General features: G+C 38.2%; 16 protein-coding genes. 15 read left to right on the top strand and 1 reads right to left on the bottom strand.

Annotated elements, in window-relative coordinates:
• Positions 1–302 precede the first annotated feature (302 nt).
• The 8 genes from IGK72_RS09610 to thrB all read left to right on the top strand — a co-directional run bounded on the left by IGK72_RS09610 (position 303) and on the right by thrB (position 8,390).
• Positions 303–506 carry an excisionase gene (locus IGK72_RS09610; protein ID WP_000814511.1) on the top strand — a complete coding sequence of 68 codons (204 nt, stop codon included), beginning with the start codon at positions 303–305 and terminating at the stop codon, positions 504–506.
• A gap of 81 nt (positions 507–587) precedes the next feature.
• Positions 588–1,805 (top strand): tyrosine-type recombinase/integrase, encoded by a 1,218-nt coding sequence (locus tag IGK72_RS09605; RefSeq protein ID WP_001291561.1) that lies wholly within the window; start codon positions 588–590, stop codon positions 1,803–1,805.
• Positions 1,806–2,089: 284 nt separating this feature from the next.
• Positions 2,090–3,814 carry a phospho-sugar mutase gene (locus IGK72_RS09600; protein WP_023894642.1) on the top strand — a complete coding sequence of 575 codons (1,725 nt, stop codon included), beginning with the start codon at positions 2,090–2,092 and terminating at the stop codon, positions 3,812–3,814.
• A 106-nt stretch (positions 3,815–3,920) separates the two neighbouring features.
• Complete coding sequence (gene proC, locus IGK72_RS09595) at positions 3,921–4,703, top strand: pyrroline-5-carboxylate reductase (RefSeq protein WP_010819539.1); 783 nt, start codon at positions 3,921–3,923, stop codon at positions 4,701–4,703.
• Positions 4,704–4,819: 116 nt separating this feature from the next.
• Positions 4,820–5,128 carry an ArsR/SmtB family transcription factor gene (locus IGK72_RS09590; protein WP_002356730.1) on the top strand — a complete coding sequence of 103 codons (309 nt, stop codon included), beginning with the start codon at positions 4,820–4,822 and terminating at the stop codon, positions 5,126–5,128.
• A gap of 51 nt (positions 5,129–5,179) precedes the next feature.
• Positions 5,180–6,472 carry a homoserine dehydrogenase gene (locus IGK72_RS09585; RefSeq protein WP_002356731.1) on the top strand — a complete coding sequence of 431 codons (1,293 nt, stop codon included), beginning with the start codon at positions 5,180–5,182 and terminating at the stop codon, positions 6,470–6,472.
• Positions 6,473–6,474: 2 nt separating this feature from the next.
• On the top strand, positions 6,475–7,530 hold the full coding sequence (gene thrC, locus IGK72_RS09580) for a threonine synthase (protein WP_002356733.1): 1,056 nt from the start codon (positions 6,475–6,477) through the stop codon (positions 7,528–7,530).
• Positions 7,527–8,390: a homoserine kinase gene (thrB, locus tag IGK72_RS09575; protein ID WP_002362187.1), complete on the top strand. Its 864-nt coding sequence runs from the start codon at positions 7,527–7,529 to the stop codon at positions 8,388–8,390. Before thrC ends, thrB begins: the two co-directional genes overlap by 4 nt.
• A gap of 41 nt (positions 8,391–8,431) precedes the next feature.
• Here the strand turns inward: thrB and IGK72_RS09570 are convergent, their stop codons facing one another.
• Positions 8,432–9,289 (bottom strand): pyruvate, water dikinase regulatory protein, encoded by an 858-nt coding sequence (locus IGK72_RS09570; protein ID WP_002389973.1) that lies wholly within the window; start codon positions 9,287–9,289, stop codon positions 8,432–8,434.
• Positions 9,290–9,387: 98 nt separating this feature from the next.
• Here IGK72_RS09570 and IGK72_RS09565 point away from each other — a divergent pair, with 98 nt between their 5' ends.
• The 7 genes from IGK72_RS09565 to IGK72_RS09535 all read left to right on the top strand — a co-directional run bounded on the left by IGK72_RS09565 (position 9,388) and on the right by IGK72_RS09535 (position 14,894).
• Positions 9,388–9,828, top strand: coding sequence for a Fur family transcriptional regulator (locus IGK72_RS09565; protein ID WP_002387080.1), 441 nt, complete (start codon positions 9,388–9,390; stop codon positions 9,826–9,828).
• Positions 9,829–9,993: 165 nt separating this feature from the next.
• Positions 9,994–10,170, top strand: coding sequence for a 30S ribosomal protein S21 (gene rpsU / locus IGK72_RS09560; RefSeq protein WP_002356740.1), 177 nt, complete (start codon positions 9,994–9,996; stop codon positions 10,168–10,170).
• A gap of 25 nt (positions 10,171–10,195) precedes the next feature.
• Entirely contained in the window at positions 10,196–10,645 is a 450-nt protein-coding gene (locus tag IGK72_RS09555) for a GatB/YqeY domain-containing protein (protein WP_002356741.1), read from the top strand.
• Positions 10,646–10,888: 243 nt separating this feature from the next.
• Positions 10,889–11,803: a PhoH family protein gene (locus IGK72_RS09550; RefSeq protein WP_369810298.1), complete on the top strand. Its 915-nt coding sequence runs from the start codon at positions 10,889–10,891 to the stop codon at positions 11,801–11,803.
• 28 nt (positions 11,804–11,831) lie between these two features.
• Entirely contained in the window at positions 11,832–14,030 is a 2,199-nt protein-coding gene (locus IGK72_RS09545; protein WP_002356744.1) for an HD family phosphohydrolase, read from the top strand.
• Positions 14,030–14,509 (top strand): rRNA maturation RNase YbeY, encoded by a 480-nt coding sequence (ybeY, locus tag IGK72_RS09540; RefSeq protein WP_002356745.1) that lies wholly within the window; start codon positions 14,030–14,032, stop codon positions 14,507–14,509. The genes IGK72_RS09545 and ybeY overlap by 1 nt, the downstream gene beginning before the upstream one ends.
• On the top strand, positions 14,493–14,894 hold the full coding sequence (locus IGK72_RS09535; RefSeq protein WP_031323828.1) for a diacylglycerol kinase family protein: 402 nt from the start codon (positions 14,493–14,495) through the stop codon (positions 14,892–14,894). Before ybeY ends, IGK72_RS09535 begins: the two co-directional genes overlap by 17 nt.
• Positions 14,895–14,906 lie beyond the last annotated feature (12 nt).

Below are 14,906 nucleotides of genomic sequence, written 5' to 3'. Positions count from 1 at the left end.
CGATAAGAAAAGAGCCAACGGAACTAACCGCCATGACCTATCTTATAAAGATAGCGAGCGATTCATGTTAGTGATCCGAGAAGCAATCTTTAGCAGGATTGCCTGCAACGACATTCTTATCGTGATAATGATACTCCCATACAGTCAATAGTCCGAGCGTGATAAAACCGTCGCAGGCAATGAGTATGGCTACATGAGAACCATGCAGGGGTGGAACTCCCGTGAGCTTTGCTAAAGCTGTTCGATTGCTGGTAAAACAACTTTTATGAAATCCAAATAAGTGATTTGGAAAGGAGGATTTTATGAAGCAGACTGACATTCCTATTTGGGAACGTTATACCCTAACCATTGAAGAAGCGTCAAAATATTTTCGTATTGGCGAAAACAAGCTACGACGCTTGGCAGAGGAAAATAAAAATGCAAATTGGCTGATTATGAATGGCAATCGTATTCAGATTAAACGAAAACAATTTGAAAAAATTATAGATACATTGGACGCAATCTAGCGTCGCCAAAGGGTCTTGTATATGATAAAATAGTATTAAGTCGTATCAAGGCTCTTTCCATAAAGGAAAGGAGCAAATGCCATGTCAGAAAAAAGACGTGACAATAAAGGTCGAATCTTAAAGACTGGAGAGAGCCAACGAAAAGACGGAAGATACTTATACAAATATATAGATTCATTTGGAGAACCGCAATTTGTTTACTCGTGGAAACTTGTGGCTACAGACCGAGTACCAGCAGGAAAGCGTGATTGTATCTCACTTAGAGAGAAAATCGCAGAGTTACAGAAAGACATTCATGATGGTATTGATGTTGTAGGAAAGAAAATGACACTCTGCCAGCTTTACGCAAAACAGAACGCTCAAAGACCAAAGGTTAGAAAAAACACTGAAACTGGACGCAAATATCTTATGGATATTTTGAAGAAAGACAAGTTAGGTGTAAGAAGTATTGACAGTATTAAGCCATCAGACGCTAAAGAATGGGCTATTAGAATGAGTGAAAATGGTTATGCTTATCAAACCATCAATAACTACAAACGTTCTTTAAAGGCTTCATTCTATATTGCTATACAAGATGATTGTGTTCGGAAGAATCCATTTGACTTTCAACTGAAAGCAGTTCTTGATGATGATACTGTCCCTAAGACCGTACTAACAGAAGAACAGGAAGAAAAACTGTTAGCCTTTGCAAAAGCTGATAAAACCTACAGCAAAAATTATGATGAAATTCTGATACTCTTAAAAACAGGTCTTCGTATTTCAGAGTTTGGTGGTTTGACACTTCCAGATTTAGATTTTGAGAATCGTCTTGTCAATATAGACCATCAGCTATTGAGAGATACTGAAATTGGGTACTACATTGAAACACCAAAGACCAAAAGTGGCGAACGTCAAGTTCCTATGGTTGAAGAAGCCTATCAAGCATTTAAGCGAGTGTTAGCGAATCGAAAGAATGATAAGCGTGTTGAGATTGATGGATATAGTGATTTCCTCTTTCTTAATAGAAAGAACTATCCAAAAGTGGCAAGTGATTACAACGGCATGATGAAAGGTCTTGTTAAGAAATACAATAAGTATAACGAGGATAAATTGCCACACATCACTCCACATAGTTTGCGACATACATTCTGTACCAACTATGCAAATGCAGGAATGAATCCAAAGGCATTACAGTACATTATGGGACATGCTAATATAGCCATGACGCTGAACTATTACGCACATGCAACATTCGATTCTGCAATGGCAGAAATGAAACGCTTGAATAAAGAGAAGCAACAGGAGCGTCTTGTTGCTTAGTAGTACAAATGAATTTACTACTTATTTACCACTTCTGACAGCTAAGACATGAGGAAATATGCAAAGAAACGTGAAGTATCTTCCTACAGTAAAAATACTCGAAAGCACATAGAATAAGGCTTTACGAGCATTTAAGAAAATATAAAAAGATAATTAGAAATTTATACTTTGTTTAAGCATAAAAATCATTTGCTGAGAGAAAACGCTACAACTTCCCTTTTCTAAACGAATATCCAATGCTATACTTAAAAAGTAAAAACAAAAAAACAAATGAGGTGTTTTCCATGTCTTGGGAACAAGTTTACCAACAATGGTTAAATGAAGAAAATATTCCAGAAAATTTAAAAAATGAATTAAAGGACTTAAATACAGACCCTGAAAAATGTGAAGATGCATTTTACGCACCATTAGAATTTGGGACTGCCGGGATGCGCGGGATTTTAGGCGCCGGTATTAATCGGATGAATATCTTTACAGTTCGTCAAGCGACAGAAGGGCTTGCACGTTTTATGGATACGCAAGATCCTGAAACAAAACGTCGCGGTGTAGCTATTGCCTATGATTCACGTCATATGTCTCCAGAATTTGCAATGGAAGCAGCTAAAACATTAGCTAAACATGATATTCCTTCTTTTGTGTTTGAAAGCTTACGACCAACACCAGAATTATCTTTTACGGTCCGTTACTTTAAAGCTTTTGCGGGAATCATGATTACGGCTTCTCACAATCCAGCTGCCTATAATGGCTACAAAGTCTATGGTGAAGACGGTGGTCAAATGCCGCCAGCTGATGCAGATGCATTAACTAAATATGTTCGTAGTATCGAAAATCCTTTGAAAATTGATGTCTTATCAGATGAAGAAGTTGCCCACAGCGGTTTAATTAACATTGTTGGTGAAGAAGTCGATAACGCGTATTTGAAAGAAATTAAAACAGTTACGATTAATCAAGAATTAATTAACGAAATGGGTAAAGAATTAAAATTAGTTTACACTCCCTTACATGGAACTGGGAAAATGTTAGGAGAAAAGGCATTAAAACAAGCCGGTTTTGAAAAATTTGTTTTAGTACCTGAGCAAGCCGTTGCTGATCCTGACTTTACTACAGTTAAGTCACCAAACCCTGAAGAACATTCAGCTTTTGAATACGCGATTCGTTTAGGGGAAAAAGAAGGCGCTGATTTATTGATTGCAACAGATCCAGATGCTGATCGTTTAGGTGCTGCTGTGCGGATGCCAAACGGAGACTACCAAGTATTAACAGGAAATCAATTAGGTTCAATTATGATTCATTATATTTTAGAAGCCCATCAACAAGCAGGCACGTTGCCTCAAAATGCTTCGGTTCTAAAATCAATCGTTTCTAGTGAACTTGCTACAGCGATTGCTGAGAAATATAATACGAAGATGTTTAATGTTTTAACAGGTTTCAAATTTATTGCTGAAAAAATTCAACAATACGAAGAAGACCACAGTCAAACGTTTATGTTTGGTTTTGAAGAAAGTTATGGTTACTTAGTGAAACCTTTTGTTCGTGATAAAGATGCAATTCAAGCGTTAGTTTTATTAGCAGAAGTAGCGGCTTTCTATAAAAAACAAGGAAAAACATTATACGATGGCTTACAAGATATCTTTGAAGAATTTGGTTACTTTGAAGAAAAAACTATTTCCGTAACAATGAGCGGAATTGAAGGAAGCGGTAAAATCAAAGCTTTAATGGCAAAATGTCGTGAACAAGCGCCAACTGAGTTTGCCGGGATTCAAGTTGCTCAAACGGAAGATTTTAAAGAATTAACACGCACTTTTGCAGATGGTCAAACAGAACAATTACAAACGCCTCCTTCTGATGTGTTGAAATATCATTTAGAAGATGGCAGTTGGATTGCTATCCGACCATCAGGAACAGAACCAAAAATTAAATTCTATCTAGCAACAAAAGCAACAAGTAGTTCAGAAGCTTCTGAAAAAATTGCTGCGTTTGAAGCAGTCGTTAATGAATTAACAAAATAAAATAAACGAAACAAGCTGTACGGAAAAAAGTACGACTGTTAGTGTTTGTGTCAAAAGCTAATTGACTTTTGGCGCAAACACTTTATTTAACTAAGGAGGGAATGCTATGAAAATTGGCTTTATCGGTGCTGGCAGTATGGGCGGTGCCATGATTAAAGGGTTACTGAAAGCTGAGGCAGTCAAGAAGGAACATTTATATGTGAAAGGCGGCTCAAGTGGAACAGCAGAAGCACTTCAAAAAGAGTGGGGCTTTCAACTTGTCACAGATTATGCACTTTTCCAAGAATGTAAGGTTATTTTTATTGCGACAGGAGCAAAGGTCGTGTTACCTGTCCTTCAGGAATTAGCCCCTCATTTTTCCAACGAAAGTCTATTGATTTCTGTTGCAACAGGTCATACCATAGAAGAAGCACAAATGGCTCTTGGCAATAAAGAAGCCAAAGTTGTTCATGCCATTCCTAATACACCAGTTAGCGTGAATCAAGGCGTGATTGGCGTAGCCTTGGCACCAACAATTGAAGGCCGAACGAAGGACCTGGTAATGGAACTTCTTGCTACTTTAGGGTTAGTCAAAGAAATTCGTGAAGCGCAACTGGAAACTTTTGGTACTGTGGCTGGTTGCAGTCCAGCTTTTGTTGATATCTTTATGGAAGCATTGGGAGATGCAGCAGTCTTAGAAGGGTTACCAAGGGACTTATCTTATGAAATTGTCGCTCAAATGATAAAAGGAACGGCGACCTTAGCCTTAGACACGAAAAAACACCCAGGAGCATTGAAAGATGAAGTGACTTCTCCAGGAGGAAGTACGATTCGCGGTGTCGTAGCTCTAGAAAAAAATGGCTTCCGTTATGCCGTGATGGATGCAGTTCAGCAAGCCAACCACGAATAGATGAAGAAAGTTGGAAAATCGACAAGTTTGTCATTTTTCCAACTTTCTTTGTGCCATATTTTTCGTAGGAAAGAACAATCGCAGTTCTTATTTTAAAAAACTCTGTGTTATAATGAGTGCAAAGTGAGGCGACTATAATGAAACAAATGGAAGAAATCAAACAAGTAAGTCAATTATATAAAGTATTAAGTGATCCAACACGTTTAAGAATTTTGCTACTTTTAAAAGAAGGCGAGCATAACGTAACGGCGATTAGTGAACAATTGGGAATGGAACAGTCCGCCGTTTCTCATCAACTAAAATTATTAAGAGATAGCCGGGTTGTCAAGGCACGTCGCGAAGGAAAAACGATTTTTTATACATTGGATGATCATCATGTAATAGATATTTTAAATCAGACCTTTGAGCATATTGAACATCGATAAAAAGTAGGAAAAAATAGCGTAACTAGAATAGCGCTGTTGATGGAGGTAAAAATGAAGGATACCTTAAAGATCGGGTTACTAGGATTAGGGACTGTAGGCACTGGCGTTTTAACTCTCTTGAAAGAACATCAAGAGAAAATTTCACAAGTGACAGGAATGAATGTAGTCATTGAAAAAGCATTTGTCCGAAATCTTGAAACGAAACAAGCGCAAGCGGAAGAATACGGTCTGTCTTTAACAACTTCAATTGATGATATTTTAGAAGATAAAGAGATTCAAATCGTTGTGGAATTAATGGGAACCATTGAACCAGCCAAAACGTATATCATGAAAGCTTTAGAAAAGGGCAAACATATTGTGACTGCCAATAAAGATTTACTGGCGCAACATGGGAGTGAATTAGTAGCGTTAGCCCAAAAACATCATTGTGATTTATATTATGAAGCAAGTGTTGCTGGCGGGATTCCAATTTTAAGAACAATTGCTAATAGCTTAGCGGCAGACAATATTCAACAAGTTTTAGGGATTGTGAACGGTACGACGAATTATATGCTTACGCAAATGGTTTCTGCTGATAAAAGTTATGAAGAAGCTTTAGCAGAAGCGCAAGCGTTGGGCTTTGCTGAAGCGGATCCGACAAATGATGTCGATGGAATTGACGCAGCCTATAAAATGGTTATTTTAAGTCAATTTGCTTTTGGGATGAATGTTTCATTACCACAAGTTGATATTCGTGGAATTCGCGGATTGTCTTTAGATGATGTCGCCATGGCTAAACAACTGGGGTATGAAATCAAATTGATTGGCTCTGCTGAACAAAATGAGAATAGTATCTCGGTGGAAGTGGCGCCTATGCTAGTCAATCAAAAGCATCCTATTGCATCTGTTCGGAATGAGTACAATGCAGTATTTATAAAAAGTGCAGGCGTGGGGGAATCAATGTATTACGGTCCAGGAGCTGGCGCTAAACCGACAGCAACCAGTGTGGTCAGTGATTTAATTACGATTGCTAAAAACATTCGCTTGGCAACGACTGGCCATATGTTCAATTCGTATCAACATAAAACCCAATTGACGAGTTCCGAAAATGTATTTGGGCAGTACTATTTTTCATTAGATGTTCCAGATACACCAGGACAATTTTTGCAGTTGACGCAATTAATGACTAAAGCAGAAGTCAGCTTTGATCAATTAGTTCAACAGAAATCAGATGGACAGCGAGCAAGAATTGTTGCCATTACACACCAGATATCAAAAGCACAAATGCAACAAGTTGTGACAGCTATTCAAAATACGGAAGCCTTTCAGTTATTGAATGTAATGAAGGTTATAGGAGATGAGTAAACATGTATGAGGGTTTGTTAAAACAGTATCAAGCGTATTTGCCCGTAACAGAAAAAACACCAATGATTTCTTTAGCCGAAGGAAATACGCCACTGATTCCTTTACCTAATTTATCCAAAGAATTAGGTATTCAATTATATGGAAAATACGAAGGATTAAATCCCACCGGCTCATTCAAAGATCGCGGGATGGTGATGGCTGTAGCAAAAGCGGTAGAAGAAGGTGCCAAAGCGATTGTTTGTGCTTCTACAGGAAATACTAGTGCCGCCGCTGCTGCGTATGCCACAAGAGCAGGCATTAAAGCGTATGTAGTGATTCCAGAAGGAAAAATCGCACTGGGAAAATTGGCGCAAGCTATTATGTATGGGGCGGACATTATTTCAATTCCAGGTAACTTTGATGAAGCATTAAAAGCGGTGCGAGAGATTGCGAAAACTGAGGCAGTTGCGCTAGTTAATTCAGTGAATCCTTATCGCTTAGAAGGGCAAAAGACAGCAGCTTTTGAAGTTTGTGAACAATTAGGTCAAGCGCCCGATGTCTTAGCGATTCCAGTTGGAAATGCCGGCAATATTTCCGCTTACTGGAAAGGCTTTAAAGAATGGCATGAAAAACAAGGAACAACTTTACCAAGAATGCATGGTTTTGAAGCAGAAGGTGCCGCAGCAATCGTGAAAGGCCAAGTGATTGAGCAACCTGAAACCGTGGCAACAGCGATCCGGATTGGAAATCCTGCTAGTTGGCAACTAGCAGAACAGGCACGGGATGAATCCGGTGGTTTCATTGATGCCGTGACAGATCAAGAAATTTTAACGGCTTACCGAAAAATTGCTGCTCAAGATGGGGTTTTCATTGAACCTGGTTCGGCTGCTTCATTAGCTGGAGTTATTCAACATGTTAAAAGCGGTAAAATCAAAGCAGGTGAAACCGTCGTGGCAGTCTTTACTGGTAACGGACTGAAAGATCCTGATACAGCAATGGAGACAGAAGTAGCTATTTCAAAAATGAGTGACGTGGAAGAAATGCGTCTGCACTTACGAAAAGGAGTCGCAACACTATGAAAATAAGAGTACCTGCCACTAGTGCCAACTTAGGACCTGGCTTTGATTCATGTGGCATTGCATTATCCGCTTATTTAACAATCAACGTTTTAGGTGAAAGTGAATTTTGGGAAATTCAACATACTTTGGGAGAAGAGATTCCTACTAATGAAGAGAATTTATTAATTCAAACGGCATTGAAAATTGCACCAGAATTAACACCAAAAGTTATTCGGATGGTTTCTGACATTCCCCTTGCAAGAGGACTAGGCAGTAGCTCAAGTGTGATTGTAGCAGGCATTGAATTAGCTAACCGACTAGCACATTTAAATTTGTCCCCTAAAGAAAAAGTTCGTTTGGCCACAGAGATGGAAGGACATCCGGATAATGTGGCCCCAGCTATTTTAGGAGATTTCGTGGTGGCTAGCCATGTAGAAAACCAAGTCTACCATGTCAAACATCACTTTCCAATGTGTGATGTCATTGCATTTATTCCAGAGGAACCGTTATTTACCGAAAAAAGTCGCGCTGTTTTGCCCGAAAAATTGACTTATAAAGAAGCGGTCGCGGCCAGCTCAATTGCCAATGTTATGATTGCCGCAATTTTAAACGGGGATTTACCTTTAGCAGGCAAAATGATGGAACAAGATAAATGGCATGAAACGTATCGTCGTTCATTGGTTCCTCATTTAAAAGAAATTCGTCGTTTAACTCAGCAAAAAGGTGCTTATGGCTCTTTCTTAAGCGGTGCTGGTCCAACTGTGCTAATCTTGTCGCCAGAAGAACGAACCAACGAAATTGTTCAAAATTTGGAAAAATTATCTACCAAAGCGAGCATCCAAATTTTCAATATTGATCAAGAAGGCGTTCAAGTCTTTTAAAAAAACGAGAAAAAATCACTAGTGATTTTTTCTCGTTTTTTTTAATCCTCGGCTGTTTCCGTGGAATAATAACTATGATCTTCTAAGTTCAAAGCATTAAGAATCATTGAGGCAGTTTCTTCAATTGAAAGAGAAGCGACATCAATAACGATACAACCTAATTTTTGATAAAGATCATTAGCAAAAGCCAGTTCTCGCCGAATTTTTTCAATATCTGAATAAGAAGTATTTTCAGGCAATCCATATGCGCGCATTCGTTCTTTACGAATCCCGTTTAAAACATTGGGATCATTGGTTAAGCCAACAATTTTTTTAGGGTCCATTTCGAATAATTGTTTCGGTAAATGTGCTTCAGGAATTAGTGGCAAATTAGCAACTTTTAAGTTCTTGTTGGCTAAAAAGAGACTTAGCGGTGTTTTAGAAGTTCGGGAAACGCCAAGAAGTAACACATCCGCTTCTAAAAAGCCTCGTGGGTCCTTGCCATCGTCATATTTGACAGCAAACTCCATTGCTTCAATTCGTTTAAAATAATTTTCATTCAGATGATGTAAGGCACCTGGTTCCCGCATGGGCGCGACACCTGTTAATCGTTCGATTTCCGCAACTGGTGGTGTCAAAATGTCAAAATGGAACAATTGATGCTCATTGAAAAATTGATTAGCAATCGCCACGAGATGATCATTAATGATAGTATGCAGTACCATGGCCTCTGCTTTTTTTGCATCTTCTAACGCTTGCACCAGTTTATCTTCGTCTTTAACGAATGTTCGTCTAATCAAAGTAAAATCAACAGTGGGGTATTGGGCCATTGAAGCAGCCGCCAATTTTGAAGCGGTCTCGCCAGCAGAATCTGAGATGACAAAAATCGTCACACATTTTTTTTCTTCAGAAATAGTCATAGAGGGTAAGTCCTTTCTTGCATTTTTAATAATTTTATTATACCATAAGTCCAGAATGTATTTCGTAATGATTCTGATTTAGGTTGGTGAGGGAGGAAATGGCGATGGCACCAGTAAAAACCAATATTGAACAAGCCTTAGAAACCATGAAAGCCAGTGGATTAAAATATACTAAAAAACGAGAATTACTGATGAGCTATTTGATTAAGCGAAATCGGTATGTTTCTGCACGTGAAGTGTATGAATTTATGAATGAAACCTTTAAAGGAGTCAGTTATGATACGGTTTATCGTAACTTGCATGACTTTGAGCGCTTAGAATTGCTGGAAAAAACAGAATTAAATGGCGAACAAAAGTTTCGCTTCCGTTGTTGCCAAGAGGTGGAACATCATCATCACTTTATTTGTACGGTTTGTGGCAAAACGGAAGAAATTCACATGTGTCCGATGAATTTTTTTGAAGAACAGTTAAAAGGTTGTTCAATTGAAGGACATCGCTTTGAAATACTTGGTCGTTGTGCCGATTGTTGCGAAAAATAGCGAATAAGACGAAAAATCAAACAAAAATTTCGTATTTTATCAGTAGAGTGGTTGACGGTTATTTATGCTTTAGCTATAATATAACAAGGACAGTATTTTAATTTGTGGGTTTTTCCCACAAATAAGAAAAACGGTTACTTTTTAAGCTCGGAGGGAGGGAATAACATGTCAAAAACAGTCGTTCGTAAAAACGAATCTCTTGATGATGCTCTTCGTCGCTTCAAACGTTCCGTTTCAAAAGCGGGTACTTTACAAGAATCACGTAAACGTGAATTCTACGAAAAACCAAGTGTAAAGCGTAAGAAAAAATCTGAAGCAGCTAGAAAACGTAAAAAATTCTAGTTTTGAATGAATTGGAGTTGGTGGTATGTCATTGCTAACCACATTGAATGACGACATTAAAACAGCGATGAAAGCTAAAGACAAAGAAACTTTAGCCGTACTTCGTATGTTAAAGACTGCCATTCAAAATGATCAGATTAAAGCGGGCCGTGAATTGAACGGAGAAGAAGAACTCACTGTATTGTCTCGTGAGATGAAACAGAGAAAAGATTCTTTATCAGAGTTTGAAAAGGCGGGACGCGACGATCTTGTTGAAAAAGTAAAAGTTGAAATAGCAATTGTTGAAAAATATATGCCTCAACAACTAACGGAGGAAGAAATTCGTCAACTAGTTCAAGAGGTAATGACGCAAACTGGCGCCACTTCACCAAAAGATTTTGGTAAAGTGATGGGCGCTATGATGCCGAAAGTCAAAGGCAAAGCCGATGGCAACCAAGTTAACGCAATTGTGAAAGAATTATTACAAGAAAACTAAGAGCGTTATCGAAACTAGGACAGGATACTGTCCTAGTTTTTTTTATGCAAAGAGAAAACCGGTAGCTTTTTACGGTTTTCTCTTTTTTGACTTTCAAAGTCAAATCAGGTACGACTTCTTTTTAAACAGATAAGAATGTGGTATCATTGTAAAGGACTATATAATAAAGGAGATGGACGTTTTTTGACAGATAATCAGTCAAAATCTTTGGAATTAATACTTACTGATTCTGATGATGCACACATGCTTTTAGGAACACATGATAAACATATCAAATTTTTAGAAGAGAATACTCACGTAACGATTAATAGTCGTGGCGAAGTTATTCAGTTAATTGGCGAATCATCAGAGGTAGAGTTAGTCGCTTCCGTGTTAAGAGCGCTACAAACATTAATTCAACGAGGCATCAAAGTGCATACGCCAGATGTCGTTTCTGCTTTAAAAATGGCCAAAGCTGGAAATTTAGAGGCGTTTATTGCCATGTATGAAGAAGAAATTATGAAGGACCATCATGGTCGGGCCATCCGAATTAAGAATGTTGGTCAAAAAAAATATATCGATGCAGTTAAAACTCATGACGTCATTTTCGGGGTGGGACCTGCGGGGACAGGAAAAACCTTTTTAGCCGTGGTGATGGCAGTAGCAGCCTTAAAAAAAGGTGAAGTACAAAAAATTATTTTAACTCGTCCAGCGGTGGAAGCTGGCGAAAGCTTGGGCTTTTTACCAGGTGACTTAAAAGAAAAAGTCGATCCTTATTTACGTCCAGTTTACGATGCCTTGTATCAAATTTTTGGTATGGATCATACAAATCGTTTAATGGAACGCGGCGTTATTGAAATTGCCCCGCTTGCTTATATGCGTGGTCGTACATTGGATGATGCTTTTGTCATTCTAGATGAAGCACAAAATACCACGGTTGCCCAAATGAAAATGTTTTTAACTCGTTTAGGGTTTAGTTCAAAAATGATTGTTAATGGAGATACTAGTCAGATTGACTTGCCACGTGGTGTAACAAGTGGTTTAGTTAACGCCGAGCGTACGTTAAAAGACATTGAAAAAATTGCCTTTGTAAATTTTGAAGCCAGTGACGTTGTGCGTCATCCTGTTGTAGCACAAATTATTCAAGCCTATGAAAAAGAACAACAAAAGCATTCCTAAGCAGTTAGGGAAGGAGTGAAAGTACCTTTTGAAAAAAGTACTTACAAAGTTAGGGGATCGTTTAGGTAAAGCCTATTTACCTATTTTATTAGCCGTTTTTTCTCTTCTTTTATTTATGATTATGTTTGGCAGTGTCCATCAGAAAAGAGTAGAAATTAAAGAAGGTCAACTGGCCGAGAAAACCATTCGTGCAAATAAAAATATCGAGAATACCTACGAAACAGAACAAAGAAAAAAATTGGCAGCAGAAGCTGTCACACCCGAATATATTTATCAAGAAGATACGGCATCTGTCCAACATAATCGTATTGATAAATTATTTAAATTGATTGATTCTGCGAATGAAAAAGTAGACAAAGAGTACAGCAACAAGCAAGCGAAGGCCAAAAAGGAAGAAACGATTCCTGCGCCGACCGTGGAAGAACGAGTAGCTAGCTTAAAATCATTATTTGAATCTTTACCGCAAGATGAAGTTACGTTTTATCAAAGTTTTCCTAATGTTTTTTATCAAACAATCTTTACATTAACCTCTGAGCAATTGGATAAGGTTCGTTCAGAAAGTTTGATGTTGGTGGATGATGCGATGCAAAATCACGTTCGAGAATCTGATTTGGATAAAATTCGCCAAGAAGCTAACGGTAAAATTCAATACTTAGATATTACGAGTACAATGCAACAAGTCATTCGTTACATTGTTAACCAAGGGATTGTGGTAAACGATATTGCCAATGAAAAACGAACAGAAGAGCTACGCCAAAAAGCGATGAATGCTGTTCAACCCGCAATGATTTATCAAGGCGAAATTATTGTTCGTGAAGGTACTCAAATTGATGCAAAAGCGGTCGAAAAACTTGAGTTACTAGGAATGACTAGTCAAAATACCTCTATTTTTCCGATGGTGGCATTAGCATTAGCTATTTTACTTCAAGTTGAAGTGTTAATTTTCTTTACAAAACAAGTGACTGAGCCTTCGCGACAACGCTCGTTTATTATCTTTTACACGGGTGCTATGCTAATCAGTGTTATTTTAATGAAATTCTTCCAGATTTTCCAAACAGAGCAGTTGATGTATATTCCCTTGTTCTATCCGGCAGCCTTTGCGCCGCTGATTCTAAATCATTTTGTAAATCGTCGTTCAGGGATAATCGCTGCCATTTTCCAAGTCGTTTTTGCGTTATTTATCTTTTATAATTCTATTGGCACAAACTCGTTGACGGTTATTCTGATTATGTACTTATTCTCAGGATTTCTAGCAACAGTTGTTAAACGGAAACGGATGAGTGAGCAAGTTTTCCCAGCTTTAATGTGGGTAGTGGTCTTTCCTGTTTTCATGGCGGTTGTCTTAATGATTTATCAAGGAATGAGTTTAACAGATGGCAAAACGTGGACAGCTTTAATTTGTGCAAGTGCAGGAACGGTACTTTCATTTTTAGCAACAATGGGCTTGCATCCGTATATCGAATTATTAGTGACCGATGATAGTATGATTGTCTTGAATGAATTAAGTAATCCGAACCATCCGTTGTTAAAACAACTGTTAGAAGAAGCGCCAGGTACCTATCATCATAGCATGATGGTGGCTAGTTTGAGCGCTAACGCTGTTGCTGAGATTGGCGGGCGGTCGCTATTAACACGAGTTGCTTGTTATTACCATGACATTGGTAAAATTAAACACGCCAATTTCTTTGTGGAAAACTTACCTGCTGGTGCAGAAAATCCACATAACTTTTTATTACCAGAAGATAGTAAACAAATTATTTTTGGCCACGTAATTGATGGCGCCAAAATTTTAGAAGAGTACAATATGCCGCAAATGGTGATTGACATTTGTCGTCAACATCATGGCACAACATTGATGAAATTTTTCTATGTGAAAGCAAAAGAACGCAATCCTGAAATTAAAGAATCAGACTTCCGTTATCCTGGGCCACGTCCACAAACACGAGAAGCAGGGATTGTGAGTATTGCTGATACTTGTGAGGCTGCTGTGCGGGCGATGGATCATCCCACCAACGAAAAAATTCAAGCCTTTGTGCATAATGTGATTCAAGACAGAATTTCAGATGGCCAATTAGATGAATGTGGGTTAACGATGAAAGAGATTCGCATCATTGAAAAATCATTAATTAATGGATTATGCAGTACCTTCCATTCACGGATTAAGTATCCAAAAATGAAAGCTGAAGCAGAAGAAATGAAAGATGAACAAGAAAAGAGAGATGACTAATGGATATTACTTTCATTGATGAAACCGAGAAAGTACCAACAGAAGAAATCAAAGAAATCGAAAACTTGCTGCAATTTGCAGCGGGTTTTCTAGAAATTGCCGAAGATACGGAGATGTCGGTGACTTTTACAGATAACGCAGGTATCCAAGTGATTAATCGTGACTATCGGGGCAAAGATATGCCTACAGATGTCATCAGTTTTGCTTTAGAGGATGAAGGGGAAGACGAATTGCCAATTATTTTTGATGATGAAGAGTTGGCAGAGCTACCACGTAATCTAGGTGATTTAATTATTTCAACAGAGCGAGCAGCAGAACAAGCAGTTGAATATGGGCACACATTGGAACGAGAAATGGGCTTTTTGGCAGTACATGGCTTTTTACATTTGAATGGGTACGATCATATGGAACCTGAAGATGAAAAAGAAATGTTTGGTTTACAGAAAGAGATTTTAGATGCGTATGGCCTTAAAAGATGAGCAAACAGGAAAGAATAAACATTTTATTAATTCATTAGAATTTGCCTGGCAAGGAATCAAAACAGTTTTTCGAGAAGAACGTAATATGCGCAAACATGTGGCGTTTGGTGCCACGGCCATTGTGTTTGGTTTCTTGTTTTCCTTAACACTTGCTGAATGGCTGTGGTTGTTATTGGCTGTTTTTCTTGTCTGGTTGGCAGAAATTATCAACACAATTTTTGAAAATGTCGTAGATATGTTTACGGATTTTCACTTTCATCCAATCGGAAAAAAGGTTAAAGACATGGCCGCAGGAGCTGTTTTATTAACAGCCGGTTTCGCAGTGCTAGTAGGACTAATTCTATTTGTACCAAAAATTTTACAAATCATTCAAATGTGGAAATAAGAGGAGAAATAC

The organism is Enterococcus sp. DIV0183 (assembly GCF_050541505.1).
Taxonomy (GTDB): Bacteria; Bacillota; Bacilli; order Lactobacillales; family Enterococcaceae; genus Enterococcus; species Enterococcus faecalis.
The sequence above is the reverse complement of the archived record's forward strand: the minus strand, read 5'-3'. Positions and strand labels throughout refer to the sequence as shown.

Excerpts from the sequence above, each read along its gene's own strand:
- IGK72_RS09610 (WP_000814511.1), top strand. The coding sequence starts at position 303 with ATGAAGCAGACTGACATTCCTATTTGGGAACGTTATACCCTAACCATT.
- IGK72_RS09605 (WP_001291561.1), top strand. The coding sequence starts at position 588 with ATGTCAGAAAAAAGACGTGACAATAAAGGTCGAATCTTAAAGACTGGA.
- IGK72_RS09600 (WP_023894642.1), top strand. The coding sequence starts at position 2,090 with ATGTCTTGGGAACAAGTTTACCAACAATGGTTAAATGAAGAAAATATT.
- proC (WP_010819539.1), top strand. The coding sequence starts at position 3,921 with ATGAAAATTGGCTTTATCGGTGCTGGCAGTATGGGCGGTGCCATGATT.
- IGK72_RS09585 (WP_002356731.1), top strand. The coding sequence starts at position 5,180 with ATGAAGGATACCTTAAAGATCGGGTTACTAGGATTAGGGACTGTAGGC.
- thrC (WP_002356733.1), top strand. The coding sequence starts at position 6,475 with ATGTATGAGGGTTTGTTAAAACAGTATCAAGCGTATTTGCCCGTAACA.
- thrB (WP_002362187.1), top strand. The coding sequence starts at position 7,527 with ATGAAAATAAGAGTACCTGCCACTAGTGCCAACTTAGGACCTGGCTTT.
- IGK72_RS09570 (WP_002389973.1), bottom strand. The coding sequence starts at position 9,289 with ATGACTATTTCTGAAGAAAAAAAATGTGTGACGATTTTTGTCATCTCA.
- IGK72_RS09565 (WP_002387080.1), top strand. The coding sequence starts at position 9,388 with ATGGCGATGGCACCAGTAAAAACCAATATTGAACAAGCCTTAGAAACC.
- rpsU (WP_002356740.1), top strand. The coding sequence starts at position 9,994 with ATGTCAAAAACAGTCGTTCGTAAAAACGAATCTCTTGATGATGCTCTT.
- IGK72_RS09555 (WP_002356741.1), top strand. The coding sequence starts at position 10,196 with ATGTCATTGCTAACCACATTGAATGACGACATTAAAACAGCGATGAAA.
- IGK72_RS09550 (WP_369810298.1), top strand. The coding sequence starts at position 10,889 with ATGCTTTTAGGAACACATGATAAACATATCAAATTTTTAGAAGAGAAT.
- ybeY (WP_002356745.1), top strand. The coding sequence starts at position 14,030 with ATGGATATTACTTTCATTGATGAAACCGAGAAAGTACCAACAGAAGAA.
- IGK72_RS09535 (WP_031323828.1), top strand. The coding sequence starts at position 14,493 with ATGGCCTTAAAAGATGAGCAAACAGGAAAGAATAAACATTTTATTAAT.